13 protein-coding genes are annotated in these 18376 nt (G+C 73.0%); 5 read left to right on the plus strand and 8 right to left on the minus strand.

What is annotated here, in order from left to right; genetic code table 11:
• From ACFRIC_RS06480 to ACFRIC_RS06490, 3 genes are all read right to left on the minus strand, one after another.
• Positions 1 to 966, minus strand: a complete 966-nt coding sequence (locus ACFRIC_RS06480; RefSeq protein ID WP_382780284.1) for a polyphosphate kinase 2 family protein — start codon at positions 964 to 966, stop codon at positions 1 to 3.
• A gap of 41 nt (positions 967 to 1007) precedes the next feature.
• Positions 1008 to 1511: a three-helix bundle dimerization domain-containing protein gene (locus ACFRIC_RS06485; RefSeq protein ID WP_382780286.1), complete on the minus strand. Its 504-nt coding sequence runs from the start codon at positions 1509 to 1511 to the stop codon at positions 1008 to 1010.
• A gap of 451 nt (positions 1512 to 1962) precedes the next feature.
• Positions 1963 to 2415 carry a phospholipase gene (locus ACFRIC_RS06490; protein ID WP_382780289.1) on the minus strand — a complete coding sequence of 151 codons (453 nt, stop codon included), beginning with the start codon at positions 2413 to 2415 and terminating at the stop codon, positions 1963 to 1965.
• Positions 2416 to 2719: 304 nt separating this feature from the next.
• Between ACFRIC_RS06490 and ACFRIC_RS06495 the strand changes: the two genes are divergently transcribed.
• The 4 genes from ACFRIC_RS06495 to ACFRIC_RS06510 all read left to right on the plus strand — a co-directional run bounded on the left by ACFRIC_RS06495 (position 2720) and on the right by ACFRIC_RS06510 (position 5474).
• Complete coding sequence (locus ACFRIC_RS06495) at positions 2720 to 3166, plus strand: SRPBCC domain-containing protein (protein ID WP_382780292.1); 447 nt, start codon at positions 2720 to 2722, stop codon at positions 3164 to 3166.
• Complete coding sequence (locus tag ACFRIC_RS06500) at positions 3163 to 3516, plus strand: ArsR/SmtB family transcription factor (RefSeq protein ID WP_382780295.1); 354 nt, start codon at positions 3163 to 3165, stop codon at positions 3514 to 3516. The genes ACFRIC_RS06495 and ACFRIC_RS06500 overlap by 4 nt, the downstream gene beginning before the upstream one ends.
• Before the next feature lie 436 nt (positions 3517 to 3952).
• Positions 3953 to 4552 (plus strand): cysteine hydrolase family protein, encoded by a 600-nt coding sequence (locus tag ACFRIC_RS06505; RefSeq protein ID WP_382780298.1) that lies wholly within the window; start codon positions 3953 to 3955, stop codon positions 4550 to 4552.
• A 10-nt stretch (positions 4553 to 4562) separates the two neighbouring features.
• Positions 4563 to 5474 (plus strand): GlxA family transcriptional regulator, encoded by a 912-nt coding sequence (locus ACFRIC_RS06510; RefSeq protein WP_382780301.1) that lies wholly within the window; start codon positions 4563 to 4565, stop codon positions 5472 to 5474.
• Positions 5475 to 5489: 15 nt separating this feature from the next.
• Here ACFRIC_RS06510 and nhaA read toward each other — a convergent pair whose 3' ends face one another.
• A complete protein-coding gene (gene nhaA / locus ACFRIC_RS06515) occupies positions 5490 to 7391 on the minus strand; it encodes a Na+/H+ antiporter NhaA (RefSeq protein ID WP_382780842.1) in 1902 nt (633 codons plus the stop codon).
• A gap of 173 nt (positions 7392 to 7564) precedes the next feature.
• Here nhaA and ACFRIC_RS06520 point away from each other — a divergent pair, with 173 nt between their 5' ends.
• A complete protein-coding gene (locus ACFRIC_RS06520; protein ID WP_382780305.1) occupies positions 7565 to 9952 on the plus strand; it encodes an ATP-binding cassette domain-containing protein in 2388 nt (795 codons plus the stop codon).
• 53 nt (positions 9953 to 10005) lie between these two features.
• On the opposite strand, the gene ACFRIC_RS06525 is transcribed toward ACFRIC_RS06520, so the two are convergent.
• The 4 genes from ACFRIC_RS06525 to ACFRIC_RS06540 form a co-directional block, all read right to left on the minus strand.
• The gene (locus ACFRIC_RS06525; protein WP_382780308.1) at positions 10006 to 10488 is read right to left on the minus strand and encodes a potassium channel family protein; all 483 of its coding nucleotides are present in this window, start codon (positions 10486 to 10488) and stop codon (positions 10006 to 10008) included.
• Positions 10489 to 10765: 277 nt separating this feature from the next.
• Entirely contained in the window at positions 10766 to 13819 is a 3054-nt protein-coding gene (locus ACFRIC_RS06530; protein ID WP_382780311.1) for a hypothetical protein, read from the minus strand.
• 408 nt (positions 13820 to 14227) lie between these two features.
• Positions 14228 to 14701 carry a hypothetical protein gene (locus ACFRIC_RS06535; RefSeq protein WP_382780314.1) on the minus strand — a complete coding sequence of 158 codons (474 nt, stop codon included), beginning with the start codon at positions 14699 to 14701 and terminating at the stop codon, positions 14228 to 14230.
• Between the two features lie 127 nt (positions 14702 to 14828).
• The gene (locus tag ACFRIC_RS06540) at positions 14829 to 18200 is read right to left on the minus strand and encodes an ATP-binding protein (protein WP_382780317.1); all 3372 of its coding nucleotides are present in this window, start codon (positions 18198 to 18200) and stop codon (positions 14829 to 14831) included.
• Between the last annotated feature and the right edge of the window lie 176 nt (positions 18201 to 18376).

Genomic DNA, 18376 nt, shown 5'->3' on the forward strand with positions numbered 1-18376 from the left:
TCAGCTCTCCGATCCGGATCCGGTCCGCCCTCGGCGCCGGGCCGCGTACGGATCGGCCGGCGCGCCCTTGGGAGCGTCGGCCTCCAGTTCCCGCCGGGCGGCCCGGAGCTCCTTGCGCGCCTTCTTGCCGACCACCGGGAAGGCGGGGTCGATGTCCATGAGCGTGTGCACCAGTACGGCCGCCGTGGCGATCCGCGCGAACCACTTGCGGTCCGCCGGGACGACGTACCAGGGCGCCCACGGCGTACTCGTGTGCGAGAGCATCTCGGAGAAGGCGTGCTGGTACGCGTCCCAGTACCGGCGCTCCCGGACGTCGGCCGCGGAGAACTTCCAGTTCCGCTCGGGCACGTCGAGCCGCTTCATGAACCGGGTGCGCTGCTCTTCCTTGGACAGGTTCAGGAAGATCTTCACGACCTTGAACCCGTTGTCGGTCAGATAGCGCTCCCAGTCGTTGACGGCACGGTAGCGGCGCTTCCAGATGTCCGGTCCGCGCACGTCCGCCGGCAGCCGCTGCCGGTCGAGGACCTCCGGATGGACCCGGACGACCAGCACCTCCTCGTAGTGCGAACGGTTGAAGATCGCGATGTCACCGCGGGCGGGCAGCCTCGCGGCGTACCGCCACAGATAGTCGTGGTCGAGCTCCTCCGTGGAGGGCTGCTTGAAGCTGCTGACCTTGACGCCCTGGGGGTTCACCCCGCTCATGACGTGCCGGATCGTGCCGTCCTTGCCTCCCGCGTCGAGCGCCTGGAGACACAGCAGGACGCCGTACGTGTCCTGGGCCGCCAGCCGTTCCTGGTACTCGGCGAGCAGCGACACGCCCGTGCGCAGCAACTCCACCCCCTGCTTCTTCTTCAGACCGCCCTTGTAACGGGGGTCGAAGTCCTCGGCCAGGTTCACCCGTGACCCCGGCTCGACCCGCAGCGGCTCGATGAGCCTCGCGACGCGCGCGGCCCTGGCATCCGTCATGACGACCCGCCCCTTCTTCTGTCACGGTGAACGCAGCCCGGTCACCGGCCCTCACCGACACCGCCCAGGTCGGACGCGGACGCGGGCGCGGGACGCAGCCTCGCGGGCAGCCACCGGCCGAGCAGGGGGGAGCGGCGCGGACTCCCGGCGGACCGCTCCACCGTTCCCGCCGCCCGCGGCTCGCCACCGCCCGGGTCGCCCACGGACGCGGGCGCCGAGGCGGTCCCTTCGCCTGCGGACTCGGCGAGCCGGGCGCGGACCCGGCGCTCGACCAGAATGGGGACGTACGTCCTGACCTTCGCCTGCTGGAAGGAACCCCGGGCCGCCGCGATCACCTGGTCCACCACGGACGGGGCGACGGAGGGGTAGGCGGCCTTCATGCGCGCGGTCAGGTGACGGAGGGCGGCCGCCTCGTCCTGGCGGACGTCCTCGGGAGCCGCGGGGTCCGCCGTCGCGAGGGGGTCCGCGGGCGGGTCGGGAGAGCGGCTCGCTCCCTCGGGTGCGCCGCTCCCGTCGGCCGTGGCTTCCGGCTCGTCCGTCTTCATAGTTCGACCACCCGCGCGCTCGCAAGTCCCGAGCCACAAGGGGCGGAGACCGCAAGGCCAACGGTCACGATCCGGCTGCCCCGAGACGGCTCGACGGCCGGGTTACGAGGCCGTCCCCCTCATTCTGGGTCCGCCCGCTCGAAACCGCCTCACGGACCGGGCCGACCGGTGCGACGAGCCGTGCCACCCGACCCGCGCCCACGGCCGTGCCGCCCCGAGTGTGTCCGGTGGACGGGACGGGGGAGGGCATGCCGGGGGACGGCGGGGCGGGTGGCGGGGTGTGCTCCGGCGACCGGGCGGGCGTCGATCACCCTGACGGACCGGGGGAACGGCGATCCGTCATCAACACTCGGGAGGCCGGGAGTCTGCTGTGCGCCACAGCGAGGTGCGGCGGACACATGTCATCAACCACGCGCACGTCGCGCGGTGTTGGTCACGCGAGGGGCGAGCCTCAGCCGAAGGCCTTGACCGCCTGGTAGTAGGTCCACGCGGTGCTGTCGCAGGAGACCTTCGTCGCGCCGCTGTAGTTGGCGCAGACTCGGCCCAGGTCCGCGTAGAGCATGCTGTCGAGCCGGGACTTGTTGGCATCGAAGGTGCCGGCGGCCTTGTAGTTGCGATAGCCGAAGTCGTGGCGGGCACATGAAGTGGCGAAGGGGAAGCCGAACGGGTTGTCCGGCGACGAGGAGCAGTAGTCGGTGGACCAGTCGAACGCGTACGACGACCAGGCGGACTGGTTGGCGCGTGCGGCGACCCACGAGTTGTAGCTCGACGCGCTGGTCTGGGTCCAGTTGGACAGGACTTGGGGCTTGTCGGCAGGGGCGGCGCTAGCGGCTGTAGCGGTCGCCGTGACGGCCACCAGGGCCATGGCCGAGGCGGCGAGGCCGGTGGCCAGTCTTCGGTGCATCCCAACACCTCCATGAGGCTGCGACCCGCCCATCGGGTTGCAGGTTCATGACAGGAATGATCGGCATCGCGACCTCCTTTGACTAGTGCTTGGACCCCAACAATCAATTAACTCAGTGGAGTTGGGAGGACATGTTTCATGCCTGCGACCATCATGGCCGCCTATGGCTGGATGTGTTCCTTGGGGTTGGGGGTGGCCCGGTCGGATCCCATTGGCGCCCGCGACGTGCAACCGCAGGGTTGCGATGAATGGAGTGATGTGCAACCCTGGAGTTGCATCATTGATGGCTTCGAAGGAGTACGTCATGACCGAGGACCGGATCGAACGCGAAACCCTGATCGAAGCGCCCCTGGAGCGGGTCTGGTCGCTGGTGGCCGTGCCCGGGTTCTGGGTCGCTGACGAGGAGAGCCTGCCCACCACCGAGGGCAGGGTGGGCGAGTCGACCGTGGTGAGGAACGCCCGGTACGGCGAGTTCCCGGTACGGGTGGAGAAGGTCGAGCCGCCCACCTATGTCGCCTACCGCTGGACCAGCGCGTTCCCCGGGGCCCCGCTGAGCGACGCCAACAGCACGCTGGTCGAGTTCACCCTCGTCCCGGAGGGCGCGAGCACGCGGCTGAGGGTCGTCGAGAGCGGATTCGCCGCGCTGTCCGGCTCTCCGGAACTGCGGCACAAGGCCCACGAGGACAACACCAACGGCTGGCCCCAGGTTCTGGAGGCGTTCAAGAAGCGCGCCGCCCAGCCGTCGGTGTGACCGAGGAACAGGGCGAGCACGAGGAGGTCGACGGCGTCCTCGCCGCGCTCGCCGACCCGACCAGGCGGCGCCTGCTCGATCTGCTGGCGGCCCGGGGCGAGGTCACGGCCACGAAGCTGGCCGAGGAACTGCCCGTCTCGCGGCAGGCGGTGGTCAAGCACCTCGCCGTGCTGGACGCGGCCGGGCTCGTCACCGGAAGCCGCGTGGGGCGCGAAGTGCGGTACGCGGTACGGCCGGCCGCGCTGAACGCCACCGCCCGATGGATGTCCGCGCTCGCCGCCGACTGGGACCGGCGCCTCGCGGACGTCAAGCGCGTGGCCGAGGCCGCGGAGCGGGCTTCGCGCGGGTGATCATTCCGAAGCGGTGACCGTTCCCCGCCGCCCGACTCCGGGCGGCGGGGAACGGCCGCATGTCCTCTGTCCATGGGCCGTGTTCTCGGGTGTTCATGGCCGCCCCACGTACATGGGTCAGGCGAGGTCCTGTTCATGTGCCGGGCGACATCAGGGTCATGTGCCGGGCGACGTCCCGTTCATGGGTCGGGCGACGCCCTGTTCATGTGTCGGGTCACATCAGGTTCATGTGTCGGGTGGCCTCATGTTCATGTGTCCGGTTCATCCGTCCGGTCATGCCTCCCTTCACCCGTCCCGCCACGTCTCCCTTCACCCGTCCCGCCATGTGTCCGGTCCCGCGTCCGCCCTCGCCCTCCGGCGGGCATGACCGGATCGGTCCGCACCCGGACCCGATGAGGTCTGTCCCCCGGACACACGCCCCGGTCAGAGTGGGGACATGACCCGAGCACTGATCGTCATCGACGTCCAGGAATCCTTCCGCGCACACCCCCTGTGGGAGACCATCTCCGACCCGAAGATCACCGAGCGGGTGGACCGGCTCGTCCGCCTCGCCCGCCGAGCCGGTGACACGGTGGTGTGGGTGCTGCACTCGGAACCCGGCAGCGGCGACGTCTTCGACCCCGCCCTCGGCCACGTCCGGCTGATGGACGAGCTGCGGCGCGAGGACGGCGAGCCACTGATCCACAAGACCTCGCACAACGCCTTCACCACCACCAACCTGCAGCAGCTCCTCACGGAACGCGGCGTCCGCGAGCTCACGGTCTGCGGTATCCGGACCGAGCAGTGCGTGGAGACCACCACCCGGCTCGCCAGTGACCTCGGCTACCAGGTCACCTTCGTCACCGACGCCACGGCCACCAACCCCGTCCCGCACCGGGACGCCCCCGCCGGGCGGAGTGTGGCGGAACTGCTCGCGGACCCCCGCACCCTCGGGGCCGAAGAGGTCATCCGGCGTACCGAGTACGCCCTCGCCGGGCGCTTCGCCACCATCGCCACCGTCGATGAACTGGAGACCGCCGCCGCGTCTCGGGCATGATGACCGGATCGTGAGCCACATCGTCTTCTTCCTGGTGCCCGGAGTGCATCTGCTGGACCTGGCCGGCCCCGCGCAGGTCTTCTCCACGGCCGCCGACTTCGGGCACCCCTACACCCTCGGCTACGTCGCCGAGCGGCCGCAGGTCGTCACCGCCCAGGGGCTGCCGCTGACGGCCGGCACCGAGTGGCCCGAGCTCGGCCCCGAGGACCTGATCGTCGTGCCCGGCTGGCGCGCGCTCACCCTCGCCGACGCCCCGTCCATCGGAGAGGCGGCGCTGCGGGCCCTCCGGGACCACCACGCCCGGGGCGGCACCGTCGCCAGTGTCTGCGCCGGAGCCGACGCGCTCGGCCGGGCCGGACTGCTCGACGGACGACGGTGCACCACCCACCACGACGTCCAGGACGAACTCGCCCGCCGCTACCCCCGGGCGGCCGTGGTCCGCGACGTCCTCTACACGCAGGACGACCGGGTCGTCACGTCGGCCGGCATCGCCAGCGGGATCGACCTCGCGCTGCACCTGATCGCCGGCCGGCACGGCCCGGCGGTGGGCGCCCAGGTCGCCCGGGACATGGTGGTCTACGCACGGCGCAACGGCCATGAACCCCAGGCCAGCGCGATGCTCCGGCACCGGTCCCACCTCGACGACACCGTGCACCGCGCCCAGGACCTGCTCGACGCCCGCTTCGACCGGCCGGTGCCCCTGCCGGAACTCGCCGCCGCCGTGGGCGTCAGCGAGCGCACCCTCACCCGGCTCTTCACCCGGGCCACCCAGGGCCTCACCCCGCTGCGCTATCAGCAGGCCCTGCGGCTGGAGCGCGCCGAGCACCTGATCAGCCACGGCGTCACCGTCGACGCCGCCGCCCGCGCCGTGGGCTTCGAGGACGCCCGGATGCTCCGCCGCCTGCGGGCCCGCGCCACCTGAGCCCGCGGCGAGCGGTCAGGGCTCCTGTCCCGCGCCCGTGAGCGTCGACCGCTGCCGCGCGGCACGGACGGCCGCCGTCAGGGAGGCGATGTCGTACGCGCCGTAGTGACGGCGGCCGTTGACGAAGAACGTCGGCGTGCCCGAGACACCGCTGAGGTCCGCCGACTCGACGTCCATGGCCACCCGGGCCGCGCTCGCGCCGCCCCGCAGGTCCTCGCGGAAGCGGCCGCTGTCGAGGCCGAGCCGGGCGGCGTACCGGAACAGGTCCTTCGGCCCCAGTTCGCCCTGGTGACCCATGAGCAGGTCGTGCATCTCCCAGTAGCGGTCCTGGCGTGCCGCGGCCTCCGCGGCCTGCGCGGCGAGCTGGGCGTTGGGGTGCACATCGGTGAGCGGCAGATGGCGCCACACGTAGCGGACGTCCCCGAAGTCGGCGAGCAGTTCACGCACCACCGATTCGGCCAGACCGCAGTACGGACACTCGAAATCGCCGTACTCGACGAGCGTCACCGGCGCGTCGAGCCGCCCGCGCACGTGGTCGCGCTCCACGTCGACGGGATCGCTCAGATCGACGATCGTCTGGCCGGTGCCGAGCAGGGCCCGCGCGCGGGAGCGCCCGTCGAGGGCACCGATCACCAGGGTGACGATCCAGGTGAGGAGGAAGGAGCAGGCAACCGCGGCCAGAATGCCGATCTTCGCCTGCTCCAGCCGGGCGCCGTCGAAGGCCAGCGACGCGATCAGCAGCGCCACGGTGAAGCCGACGCCCGCCAGCGTGCCGCCCGCCGTGATCGCGCCCCAGCCGACGGGCGGGTGCAGACGTCCCCGGCCCAGGCGCGTGGCCAGCCAGGTGCCGCCGATGACACCGACCGGCTTGCCGAGCAGATAGCCGAAGAGGATGCCGAGGGTGACCGGTGAGGTGAAGGCGTCGGCGAGCTGACCGCCGCTCAGGGTGATGCCGGCGTTGGCCAGGGCGAACAGCGGCACGATCACGTAACTGGTCCAGGGATGGAACATCTGCTGGAGCCGCTCGTTCGGCGAGAGCGTCGAGGCGAGGCCGCGGCGCACCGTGCGCTCCAGCTCCGGCGTCGGCTGTTCGCGAAAGCGCCGGAACAGCTTGCTCGCGTGCTCCAGATCGCTGCGTTCGGCCGTGTACGCGTAGGTCAGCATGCCCATCGCGAGCCCCGTCACCACGGGGTCGACGCCCGACTTCAGCAGCGCCACCCAGATCGCCACGCCGAGGAGGCCGTACAGCGAAGGGATCCGGGCGCCGATCGTGCGCCGCAGCAGCACGACGACCGCGAACAGGGCGAGCGCCGTGATCAGCGCGGGCGGCTCGATCGTGTCGCTGTAGGCGAAGACGACGACGGCAAGGGCCAGGAAGTCGTCCACCACGGCGATGGTGAGCATGAAGACACGGAGGCTGTTGGGTAGACGGTGGCCGAAGACGGCGAGCATGCCCAGGGCGAAGGCGGTGTCCGTCGACATGGCGGCACCCCAGCCGTGCGCCGCGGAGCCGTTGCCCGAGGTGATGACCAGATACACGACGACGGGGACGACCATGCCGCTGAGGCCCGCCAGCAGCGGCAGCGTGACCCGGCGCCGCTCGCGCAGTTCGCCCAGGTCGAACTCCCGCCGCGCCTCCAGGCCGACGACGAAGAAGAACAGCGTCATCAGCCCGCTGTTCACCCACTCGCGCAGGTCCAGCGACACCCCGGCCGACCCGACGCGGATCGACAGCTCGGTGCCCCACACCGTCTCGTACGAGCCGGGACCGATGTTGGCCCAGGCCAGTGCCAGCAGGGCGGCGGCGAGCAGGACGGCGGCGCTGCCGGTCTCCGTGCGCAGGAACGCGCGCAACGGGCTGCGGGCGCGCAGATCGCACTGGGTCTGGCCGGACAGGGGCGATGCGTCGGACGGCATGGTCATCCTCCGATTCTCGCTCCGGACCCGGTCAGGATTCGAGAAGCCCCGACGGCCGCGCCTCCCCTAGCGTGGCGCATGAACATTGTTCTCCCCCGCGAAGCTGGTTGGATCGAGTCAGGCGATGACGGCGGGGACCGCGAAGGCTGCCCCGCCCGACAGATGGAGACACGATGAGCAAGGCCACGAGGACGGACCCGGAGCCGTCCGCGCCGCATGGTGCCGACAGCCACGATCTGATCCGCGTGCTGGGCGCGCGCGAGAACAACCTCAAGGACGTCAGCATCGAGATCCCCAAGCGCCGGCTGACGGTGTTCACCGGCGTGTCCGGCTCGGGCAAGAGCTCGCTGGTGTTCAACACGATCGCCGCCGAGTCGCAGCGGCTGATCAACGAGACCTACAGCAGCTTCGTGCAGGGTTTCATGCCCACGCTCGCCCGGCCCGAGGTCGACGTCCTCGAAGGCCTGACCACCGCGATCATCGTCGACCAGCAGCGGATGGGCGCCGACCCCCGGTCCACGGTCGGTACCGCCACCGACGCCAACGCGATGCTGCGCATCCTCTTCAGCCGGCTCGGCAAGCCCCACATCGGCCCGCCCAGCGCGTACGCGTTCAACGTCCCCTCGGTCAGCGCGAGCGGTGCCATCACCGTGGAGCGCGGCGCCAAGAAGGCCGTGAAGGCGACCTTCAACCGCACCGGCGGCATGTGCGTGCGCTGCGAGGGCCGGGGCACCGTCTCCGACATCGACCTCACCCAGCTCTACGACGACTCCAAGTCGCTCAACGAGGGTGCGATCACGATCCCCGGCTACGGCTCGGACGGCTGGAACATGCGGCTCTACAAGGAGTCGGGCTTCGTCGACCCGGACAAGCCGATCCGCAAGTACACGAAGAGGGAACTGCACGACTTCCTCCACCACGAGCCCACCCGCATGAAGATCGCGGGCATCAACATGACGTACGAAGGGCTCGTCCCGCGGATCCAGAAGTCGATGCTCTCCAAGGACAAGGAGGCGATGCAGCCGCACATCCGGGCGTTCGTGGACCGGGCCGTCGCCTTCACGGTCTGCCCCGAGTGCGAGGGCACCCGGCTCAGCGAGGGCGCCCGTGCGTCGAAGATCAAGCGGATCAGCATCGCGGACGCCTGCGCGATGCAGATCAGCGACCTGGCCGAATGGGTCCGCGGCCTCGACGAGCCCTCGGTGGCGCCGCTGCTCGCCGCGCTCCGCCAGACCCTCGACTCGTTCGTCGAGATCGGCCTCGGCTACCTCGCCCTGAACCGCCCGGCGGGCACCCTGTCCGGAGGCGAGGCGCAGCGCGTGAAGATGATCCGCCACCTCGGCTCCTCGCTCACCGACGTCACCTACGTCTTCGACGAGCCCACCGCCGGTCTGCACCCCCATGACATCCAGCGGATGAACGACCTCCTGCTGCGCCTGCGGGACAAGGGCAACACCGTGCTCGTCGTGGAGCACAAGCCGGAGACCATCGTGATCGCCGACCACGTCGTCGACCTCGGCCCCGGCGCCGGTACGGGCGGCGGCTCCGTCTGCTTCGAGGGCACGGTCGAGGAACTGCGCAAGGGCGGCACCGTCACCGGCCGCCACTTCGACGACCGGGCCAAGGTCAAGGAGACACCGCGCGAGCCCACCGGGGCACTGGAGATCCGCGGCGCGTCGGCGAACAACCTGCGGGACGTGGACGTCGACATCCCGCTCGGGGTGCTCGTCGTCGTCACCGGGGTCGCCGGCTCCGGGAAGAGCTCGCTGGTGCACGGGTCCATCCCCGGCGACGAGGTCGTGGTGTCGGTCGACCAGGCTCCGATCCGCGGTTCGCGGCGCAGCAACCCGGCGACGTACACCGGTCTGCTCGACCCGATCCGCAAGGCCTTCGCGAAGGCCAACGACGTCAAGCCGGCGCTGTTCAGCGCCAACTCCGAGGGCGCCTGCCCCACCTGCAACGGCGCCGGCGTCATCTACACGGACCTCGCCATGATGGCCGGAGTCGCCACCACCTGCGAGGACTGCGAGGGCAAGCGGTTCGACGCCTCGGTCCTGGAGTACCACCTCGGCGGCCGTGACATCAGCGAGGTCCTGGCGATGTCGGTGGACGAGGCCGTGGAGTTCTTCGGCTCGGGCGAGGCGCAGACGCCGGCCGCGCAGCGCGTCCTCGCGCGGCTCGCCGACGTCGGACTGGGCTATCTCACCCTCGGCCAGCCGCTCACCACGCTCTCCGGCGGCGAGCGGCAGCGGCTCAAGCTCGCCACGCACATGGCCGACAAGGGCGGTGTGTACGTCCTCGACGAGCCGACCACCGGCCTGCACCTCGCCGACGTGGAGCAGTTGCTCGGGCTCCTCGACCGGCTCGTCGACTCGGGGAAGTCGGTCATCGTTGTCGAGCACCACCAGGCCGTCATGGCCCACGCCGACTGGATCATCGACCTCGGCCCCGGGGCCGGCCACGACGGCGGCCGGCTCGTCTTCGAGGGCACCCCGGCCGACCTCGTCGCCGCCCGTTCCACCCTCACCGGCGAACATCTGGCGGCGTACGTCGGCGCCTGAGCGAAGCCGAGGCCGAGGCATCGGGCTCCGATTCCGGGCCTCCTCGCGACGGATCACCCGTCGTACGGAGGCCCGGTGCCGCCCGCGCCCGGCTCCGGCGCGTTCTGCTGGAGTCTGCCCCGCTGCACCGCAGACACCAGGAGCCGGGCGGCCACACCGATGAGCAGGACGTTCACCGCCATCTGCCCCGTGACCAGCACGCGAGCCGCTTCGGTGTGCGGGGTGATGTCCCCGAAGCCGACCGTGCTGAAGACCGTCACGGTGAAGTACAGGGAGTCGGTCCGCGAGAGGGTCTCGCTGAAGGTGCCCGTCGAGCTGCGCCCCATCAGGTAGTACGTCGTCGCGAACAGGAGGATGTACAGCGGGGCGGTGGTCGCCAGCGCCTCCATGGCCCGCAGTTCGGGCCGCGGGGCCAGCGTGATCTCGCGGATCTGCCAGGCCAGGAGCAGTGCCACCGCCACGATGCCGCCGACGAGTACGAGGATCGTGGCCAGGTTGAAGACCCTGTCGAGCGGGAGCAGGTAGTAGGCGGCCACGAGAATGGCCGAAGTGAGAAGGGAGCGCAGCCCGGAGCGGATCGCGTCCCGATGCCGCCTCCACCCACCGCTGCCCACCGCTGTGCCCCGCCGCCTTCTGCCGTGACCGTGCGACCGCGCCGGCTCGTGGACCCACCCTTGCCCGTACGGGTGCCCCCACGCCGCAGACACACCACGCGGTCACCGGGATGGCGGTGCCCTCCTCGGGAACGCCGACCGCGCCGCGTCGCCCGAGGGGTACGGGCGCCGCGGCGCGACGTGAACGGCGCGCGATCCGCTAGATGTCCCTTGCCTCGACCTGCGGCAGCCCGTACCGCAGCGCGATGGGATTCCACAGGTCGACGAAGTCCCGCTTGGCCTCGGTCGCCTCGTCGTCGTGGGTCCTGGGCAAGTCGTCGGTGATGCGCGTCTCGCTGTGCCCGCACGCCGTGACGCCGAACTCGTCGAGCCAGTCGGCGGTTTGCGACACCCACGAGGCGTAGCCCCGGTCCGCCTTCGCCGATGCCGTCCAGGCCCGCGACAGGTCGCCCAGTGCCTCGGCGAGATCGCCGTCCGCCCGGGGCGTGAGCAGGTCGACCCGCCGGGCGAGGTCGTCGCGCTTCAGGGCCACGTCCAGCAGCTCGTCATGCGCGTCCTCGACGGGCTTCTTGCCGTGCGAGCAGCTACCGCCCGCGGTGAGGGCCTTGGCCACCCGTCCGCGCTGCGGCGCGTTCTCCTCCAGGAGGGACTGCACCTGCGTGGCGATGTCCGCCTCCGCCTGATCCGAGGCGGAGGGGGACCCACCGGCGTCGGACGGGCCGGTCGGCGCGACCGAGGCCGGTGCGGACGACGGAGACGGCGCGCCGGCCGCAGGCGGCGCGGCGTCGTCGGTGGCGCGAGCCGTGTGCGAGGAGGGTGCCGACCGGTCGGAGGTCAGCCAGATCGCCGCCGCCGAGGCGCCGCCGGCGAGCACCGCGCTCGCCACGAGGGTCGCCGTGATGACACCCCAGCCGATCCGCCGCCGTACCGGCCGGGGCTGCTCCTGGGTGTGGACGACCTGATGCGGGGATCCGGGGTACGCCATGCTGCCGGTCGGCAGTCCGGCGAAGACGGCCGCGCGCGGTCCCGCTCCGGCGGGCACGGCCTGGGGCCGCGCGCCGGGCGCCTTGGAGAGACTTGCGGGGGTGAGCGCCGGGGGCGCCGGGGGAGCAGCCGGAGGCGCGTCGACCGGGACACCGACCGCGGTGGGCGTCGGCACGGCCGCCTTGGCGGCGGGCTGGTCCTCGGGTTCACCTGCGGGCTCGGCCTCGGACTCGGCCGCGGAATCGACGGCGGGTTCGTCCGTCGGTTCCCCCGGTGTTGCGGCCGACTCGGTGGGCTCGACGGTGGGCACGGCCTCGGGTTCGATGGCGAGTTGGCCCTCGGCTTCGGCGGCGGGCTCGTCCGTCGGCTCCGCCGGTGTTTCGGCCGGCTCGGCACTGGGTTCCAGCGGCTCGACCGATTCCTGCTCAGTGCCCGCGGCCTTAGCGGCCGGCTCGGGAGCTTCGGCCTGGTCGGCCGTCGGCTCCGGTCGGCTGAGGGCGTCCGCGTCCGCGGTCGCCTCCGAACGCCGGTCGTCCGCGGCTTCAATGGGTTCGGACTCCGCGTCCGCGGGGATTCCGGCGACACCCCCGTCCGCTGCGGGAGTCGGCTCGTCGGCCGCCCGCGGTGCCACGCCGACGGGGGAGACGTCCGGGACCTGCGGCGACACCGGCGAGGCGACGGGCCCCGCCGGGGCGGCGGAGACAAAGACGGGGGACGAGACGGGAGAGGCAGGCACGGGGACGGTGTGCAGGGCGGCCGCCATGTGCCCGGACCGACCGGTGGGGCGCAGGCGCCCGACGAGGGCGGCGGCTCCAGGCAGGTCCTCGACACGAGTGACGCCGAGCCGACGGGCCACCGCCGGTACCGCGAACGCGCCGAGGGCGGCCCACACCGTCGCCGCGAACAGCACGCCGGGGACGGACGGCCCGACCGTGAGCGCGCTGCCGTCCGTCGGGGAGATGTCCAGCGACCTGCTGAGCATCATGGCCAGGTACGACGAATCGTCGATGTCCGAGGACAGTTCGAGCCCGACGCCCGCCATGACGGCCGTCAGCAGGAAGCCCGCGACGAAGCACACCACGGCGCGCACGGCGGCGGCCGGGCGGGCCGACTCGCGCAGGACGCCGGCGCCCAGCAGCACCGCGGCCACCACGCCCAGCAGCACGGACGCCCAGAGCCAGCCGCTGAGGTCGTGCAGCTCGAACAGGGAGACAGCCGTCGACGAGTCCGAGCCGTCGCCGCCTTCGCTCCAGGACGAGGAGTCGAACGTGAGCGTGTCGGTGAACTCGACCGACGCTCCGCAGGCCAGGCTCAGGACGGTCGCACCCAGGTTGGGAGCGAGCAACAGCGCCGGTATCAGCGCGGACATCCCCGCCTGGGACACGACGAAGACCACGGCGCCGAGGCCGGCCAGCGCGAGGGGCACGGCCAGCGCCACGCCCGCCCGGCGGGCCGCGCGGAGCCAGTCGCCCAGCGCGGGCCGGTGGGCGGCCCAGGCCGACATCGCTGTGCGGCCCAGCGTGGGGAAGAGCACCAGCGACGCCAGCAGCAAGGTCCACCAGGCCGCGCGCAACGGGGAGCAGGTCACGGACAGAGTGACGTCCGACAGGCCGAGGAGACGAGCCACGTAGGCGGCGGACGAGTCAGAGGCGTCCGACGACCCGAGCGCGACGGAGGTACCGGCCGTCCAGGCCAGCAGTACGGACCCGAGCACGGCCGACAGCACGCTGCGCACGCCCAGGAACACGGTCTCCGCGGTGTCGAGTCGGCGGCCGGCGGCGGCCGCGCCGCGGAGATGCAGGCGGGCACCGAACCACAGCGCGGCCGCCCACAGCAGCGTCAGTCCGAGGGGCATGAAGGAGAGGTCGAGGGACGCGAGCGAGGCCGAGTCCCGCTCCGTCAGCTCGAGTCCCGGGTGGGCGCCGAGGGCCGACAGGACGACGGCGAGCGCCGTCAGGAAGGCGCCGCCGAAGGGGGCGTCGTCCGCGGCGGCGGTCGCCGCCAGGGCCAGGGACACGAGCAGCAGGAGAGCCGTCGGCAGGGCGGCGATGCGGGCGGGAGCGATCCAGTCGCCGGTCACCAGGCGGGTCAGCGCCGTGGCGGCGGACGGTGTCTCAGCGGTGCCCGGAACAGCGGGCGGCGACGCGGGAGGCGGCGGCAGCGCGGGCGACGGAGCGGGCGCCGGAGCGGCCGTGGGCCGACCGCACGAAGCGCAGTAACGGGCCTCGTCGGTCACAGCACCGCCGCAGTGCGGGCAGAAGGCAGGCATGCGTTCCCTTGTTCAAAGCAGGTGAAGAGATGTGAAGGTGATGAAAAGCCGGACCCGGCCTCCCGGTGGGGAGGCGGAGGCGGACGGGAGCCCGTCGGTGATGGGGCGGGCCTTCCCCCGTCGTGTCCGGCAGGGGTCTTCCGGACGGGACCGGCAGGGGTTTCCCGCTACGCGGAGGGAGTGGAGCGACCTGGAGCGGCCGCGGCCGGTGCTAACCGGGTCGCGCGGGAAAGGCAGGTCGTCAAGGGCTCTCTCTAGTCGTCCGCATGTGAAGATCGCGTGAGGAAGATGTGATCATGAATATCAGGCCGCGACGTGGTGATCAAGGGATTGGGGGCGACTGGTTGTAGACCGCATGAGTCGCCTGAGGCACCTTCGGTCGGCCGCCCCGCTTCCCTGCTCCGGCCCTCACGGCCGGATGAGCGTCACCTCGCGGTGGTGGGCGGTCTGGATCTCGGGGGACCAGTCGCCGGTGCAGTAGACGGACACCTCGCTCAGTGAGCCGTCGCGCACCTCGGCGCGGACCAGTTCACGGCAGTACCAGACGCCGTCGGCGTCCTCCCAGCGCTCCTCGAACTCGATGACCATCCCGGTCCCGGTGACATCGACACGGTGGCGCGGGACGCTGCCGAGGGCGGGATGGCTGCGGCGCCGCAGGGCCACGACCGCGTCGCGGCCGACGGTCTGGAGCCGCCACTGGGGCAGACTGAGGTCCAGGAACACGTCGTCCGTGAACAGTCCCTCGGGGGCGCTGTTCGTCCGCAGGAACTCCACGAAGAGATCCGCGAGTTCCTCGGCCCGGCGGGCGTCGAGGGTGTTCCGGCCCTCGGTCACCGGCCCGACCGTGATCGGCTCCATCTCTGCTTCTGCCGTGCTCGACATGACGTCCTGCCCTTCGTTCCGCGGCCGTACCCGGTTCCGTACGGCGCCTTCACCCCTCAGGCGTGAGGTCGGACGGCACGATGTGACACGGCGCCTCACCGGAGTCCGACCGGGGCGCGGCCCGGGGTCACAGACGCCAGGCGGGCGGGGTCTCGGGCTCGTAGACGCACAGGGTGCCCGTGCGTACGGCGGTCTCCAGATGGCGTCCGAGCTCCGGGTGGACCGCCGCGACACGGCGAACGGCCGCGCGGACGCGAGCCGTGACCGCCGTGCGGGCGCGTTCCGCGGGGGAACCGGCGCGGCGGACCCGGCCGCCGATGCCGTACGCGGCGGACAACTGGCCCACGAGCGCGTCCTTCTCCGCCGCGATCCGGCCCGACCGCACCGCGTCCCCGGCCGCGTCGGCGTCCGCGGCCTCCTCCTCCAGCTCTCGCAGTCGTCGCCGGTACGCGGCGCGCGCGGTGGCGTCCACGACCTCGCCCAGATCGCCGGGAGCGTGCAGGTCCGCGGAGCTCGGATCGCCGGTGGCGGCGCTGCCGCCGGGTGCCGCCAGATCGACCGCCGGGACCGGGGTGCCCGGCCGGCCCAGGAGCACCGCGATGTCGTGCAGGCCCTTGCTGTCCGGGAGCCGGGCGTCCCGTCCGGCGTACACCAGACGCCACAACGGCCCCTCGCGGCGGAACAGCGCCGCGGGGAGGGCAGGCTCCCGGGGGCCGTAACCGGCGGGGAGCGAGGCCTCGCCGGGTCCGGAACCGGCAGGGAACGCGGCCTCCACCGGTTCGGAACCGGACGGGCGGGTCGTGTGCTCGGATCCGGAACCGGCGGGGTGAGCCGTGCGCCCGGGTCCAGAACCTGCGGCGTGGGAACCGGCGGTGCCGGTCGCGTGCTCGGGCCCCGGACCCGCGGTGCCGGTCTCCTCCGGGCGGGTCTCCGCCGCGATGCGTTCGGCGAGTGCGATCGCGCCGGCCTCCTCGGCGGCCCGTACGGCACGGTCGCGGTGCCGGCGGGCCGTCCCGTCGTCGCCGAGGGAGCGGGACAGGAGCGCCAGATGGCGGTCGACCGGGCCCCGGACCGCGGCGCCGATGCCCTCCACGGCGAACAGGCCCGCGTACGGTGCCAGCGCGCCGTAGAGCGGGGACGCGGCGGGATGGGCGCCCACCATCCCGACGGTCTCCGCGGCCTGCGCCATCATCGGCAGCCACTCGCTGTCCCGGGGCGCCCGCAGGAGCGAGGGCATCACCCCGGCCAGACGCCGCGAGGCCTCCTCACGGTGGCCGAGCTGCGCGGCGATCAGGGCCAGGGTGACGCGCGGCCACACGCCCGGCATCCGATCCAACGGCGCCCGGTCGCGCAGCCGCCGCAGACCGTCCAGGTCGCCGGTGTCCGCGTACAGGCACCAGCGCTGCGTCTGTGCGAGGAGCACCGCGTTGGGGCTGCCCGCCGCCCCGCCCAGCGCCTCGGCCTCGTCGAGCGCGGCGGAGCAGTCGTCGTAACGCCCCTCCAACAGCGCCCGGGTGCCGCGCCACAGGGGCACGTACCACGCGTACAGCGGCTGTCGCAGCGGCCGGGCCGCGGCCTCGTACGCCGCCGCCTCGGAGTCCGCCCCGGCGAACGAGCCGGTCTCCATCAGCGCGACCAACCGCAGCCGCCGGCCGAGGAGTTCGAGCGGGAGGTCGTGCCGGGCCCGGGCCACGGCGACGATCTCCCGGGAACGGCCGAGGCGTTCGCGGCAGTGGTCGGGGCCGGAGCGGGCGTCGCACAATGCCGCGAGCGCCGGTCCGAGGGTCGCCGGGTCGTCGGCCGCACGGGCCGTGGCCACCGCCTCCTCCGCGAGAGCGACCCGGTGTTCCTCGGGTTCGAGGAAGGCCGCCGCGAGGGACAGCCGCGCGGTGACGGCGGCGCGCAGCGCGGTGTGCGCCGGATCGCCCGCGAGAGCGGTGCGCGCCTCGCCGAGCAGCTCGGCCTGTTCACGATCGGCCACGTCGACCTCGAAGCCGACGGGACCCGCGCCGAGGCCGAGCGCGGCGCGCGCCAGCAGATCGGGCCGGTCCGCCCGGCGGGCGCAAGAGGCGGCGTCCAGCAGCGTGGACCGGGCCGCCGTCCGGTCCCCGGACCCGAGCCGCGCCGCCCCGAGTCCGAGCAGCGCCTCGACGCGTTCCCCGGCGTCGTCGGGCTCAGGGGCGACCGGCCCGCCGTCCTCGGCGGTTCCGCGGCCGGTCGCGTGGGCCCGTACGGCCTTCTCGTACCAGCGGGCCGCCTCCTCGAAGGCGAGGAGCGCGGCGGCGCGTTCGCCGGCCCGACGGCAGTACGCGGCGGCCTCGTGCGCGTGTTCCGGGCCGGCGAGCAGGAGATGGTGGGCGACCTCGGCGGGACCGGTGCCGAGGCCGCGCCGGGCGCGGTCGGCCAGGACGGTCGCGAGCTCCCGGTGCAGCCGGGCCCGCTCGGCGGGCGCCGGTCTCCCGGACAGGGCCTCGCGCAGAAGGTCGTGCCGGAACCGGCCTTCGCCGGGGCCCGACTCAGCGAGCAGTCCGGCCCCCGCCGCCTCCCCGAGCAGCGCGCGGACCTCGTCGAGGGGGAGTGCGGCGGCCTCGGCGAGCACGTCGAGCCGGAACCGTGTTCCCAGCAGGGCGGCGAGATCCAGCAACCGCGCCGCCCCGGGCGGCAGTTCGGCCGTACGGGCCCGGACGGCGTCCCTGATCCGCACGGAGACGGCGGTCTCCTGGGCCTCGGAACCGGGCGCTTCGAGCCGGCCGCCGCCCGACCGGAGGAGCTCGGTCACGAAGAAGGCGTCGCCGCCCGTGTACCGGGCCAGAGCGCGTACGGCCGACCCTCCGGGGGTGCTGCCGGTCGCGGCGTCGAGCAGGGCGGCCACGTCCTCCTCCCGGAGCGGGCCCACCGGCAAGGCCTCTCCCCGGCGCAGCAGTTGGGCGCGCGCCCAGGTGCGGTCCCGCCAGGCGGTGTCGTCGTCGCGGGCGGTGGCCAGCAGCAGGACCCGGGCACCGCGCACGGCGTCCGCGGTCTCCAGGAGGAGCCGCAGCGAGGAGGCGTCGGCCGCGTGGACGTCGTCGAGGACCAGCAGCAGGGGCCGCCGCCGTGCCGCAGCCGTCAGGACCTCGGCGACGTCCCCGGCCAGTCGCAGCCGCGCGGCCTTCGGGTCCGCCTCCGCCCGCCCGCCCGGCGCGGACCCCGCGAGCACCGCCCGCAGCGAGGGCGACACGGTGACCGGCCGGCCGCGGCGCACGTCGTCGGCGACGAGTTCGCGCAGCAACCGCGACCAGGGCCTGAGCGCGTGCTCCACGGCGTCCGGCGGGCACCACGTCCACACCGTGCGAAAGCCCTCCGCGCGTGCGGCGGCCTCCTCCGCGACGCGGGTCTTGCCCGCTCCCGCAGCCCCCGTCAGGGTGACGAGGCCCCCGCGGCCGGCGGCGGCACGCTCCCGCGCCTCCCTCAGCTCACCGAGCACGTCCTCGCGTCCCACGAACGGGAAACCCGTCACCATCGCGTCCTCGTCGGTCGTTCCGCGCCGCGCCCTTGCGTAGAGCGTAGGCAGGGCGCGGGGAGGTCGCGAGGCACCGACACCCCCGGGTGTCCGGTCGTGGGGACCGGCAAGGCGAAGGCCCCGCCGCCGGTCGTCGCACCGGTGGCGGGGCCCTCGTCCCGCGCGGGGCGGGGTGT

It is taken from the genome of Streptomyces sp. NPDC056738 (assembly GCF_042790435.1).
Taxonomy (GTDB): domain Bacteria; phylum Actinomycetota; class Actinomycetes; order Streptomycetales; family Streptomycetaceae; genus Streptomyces.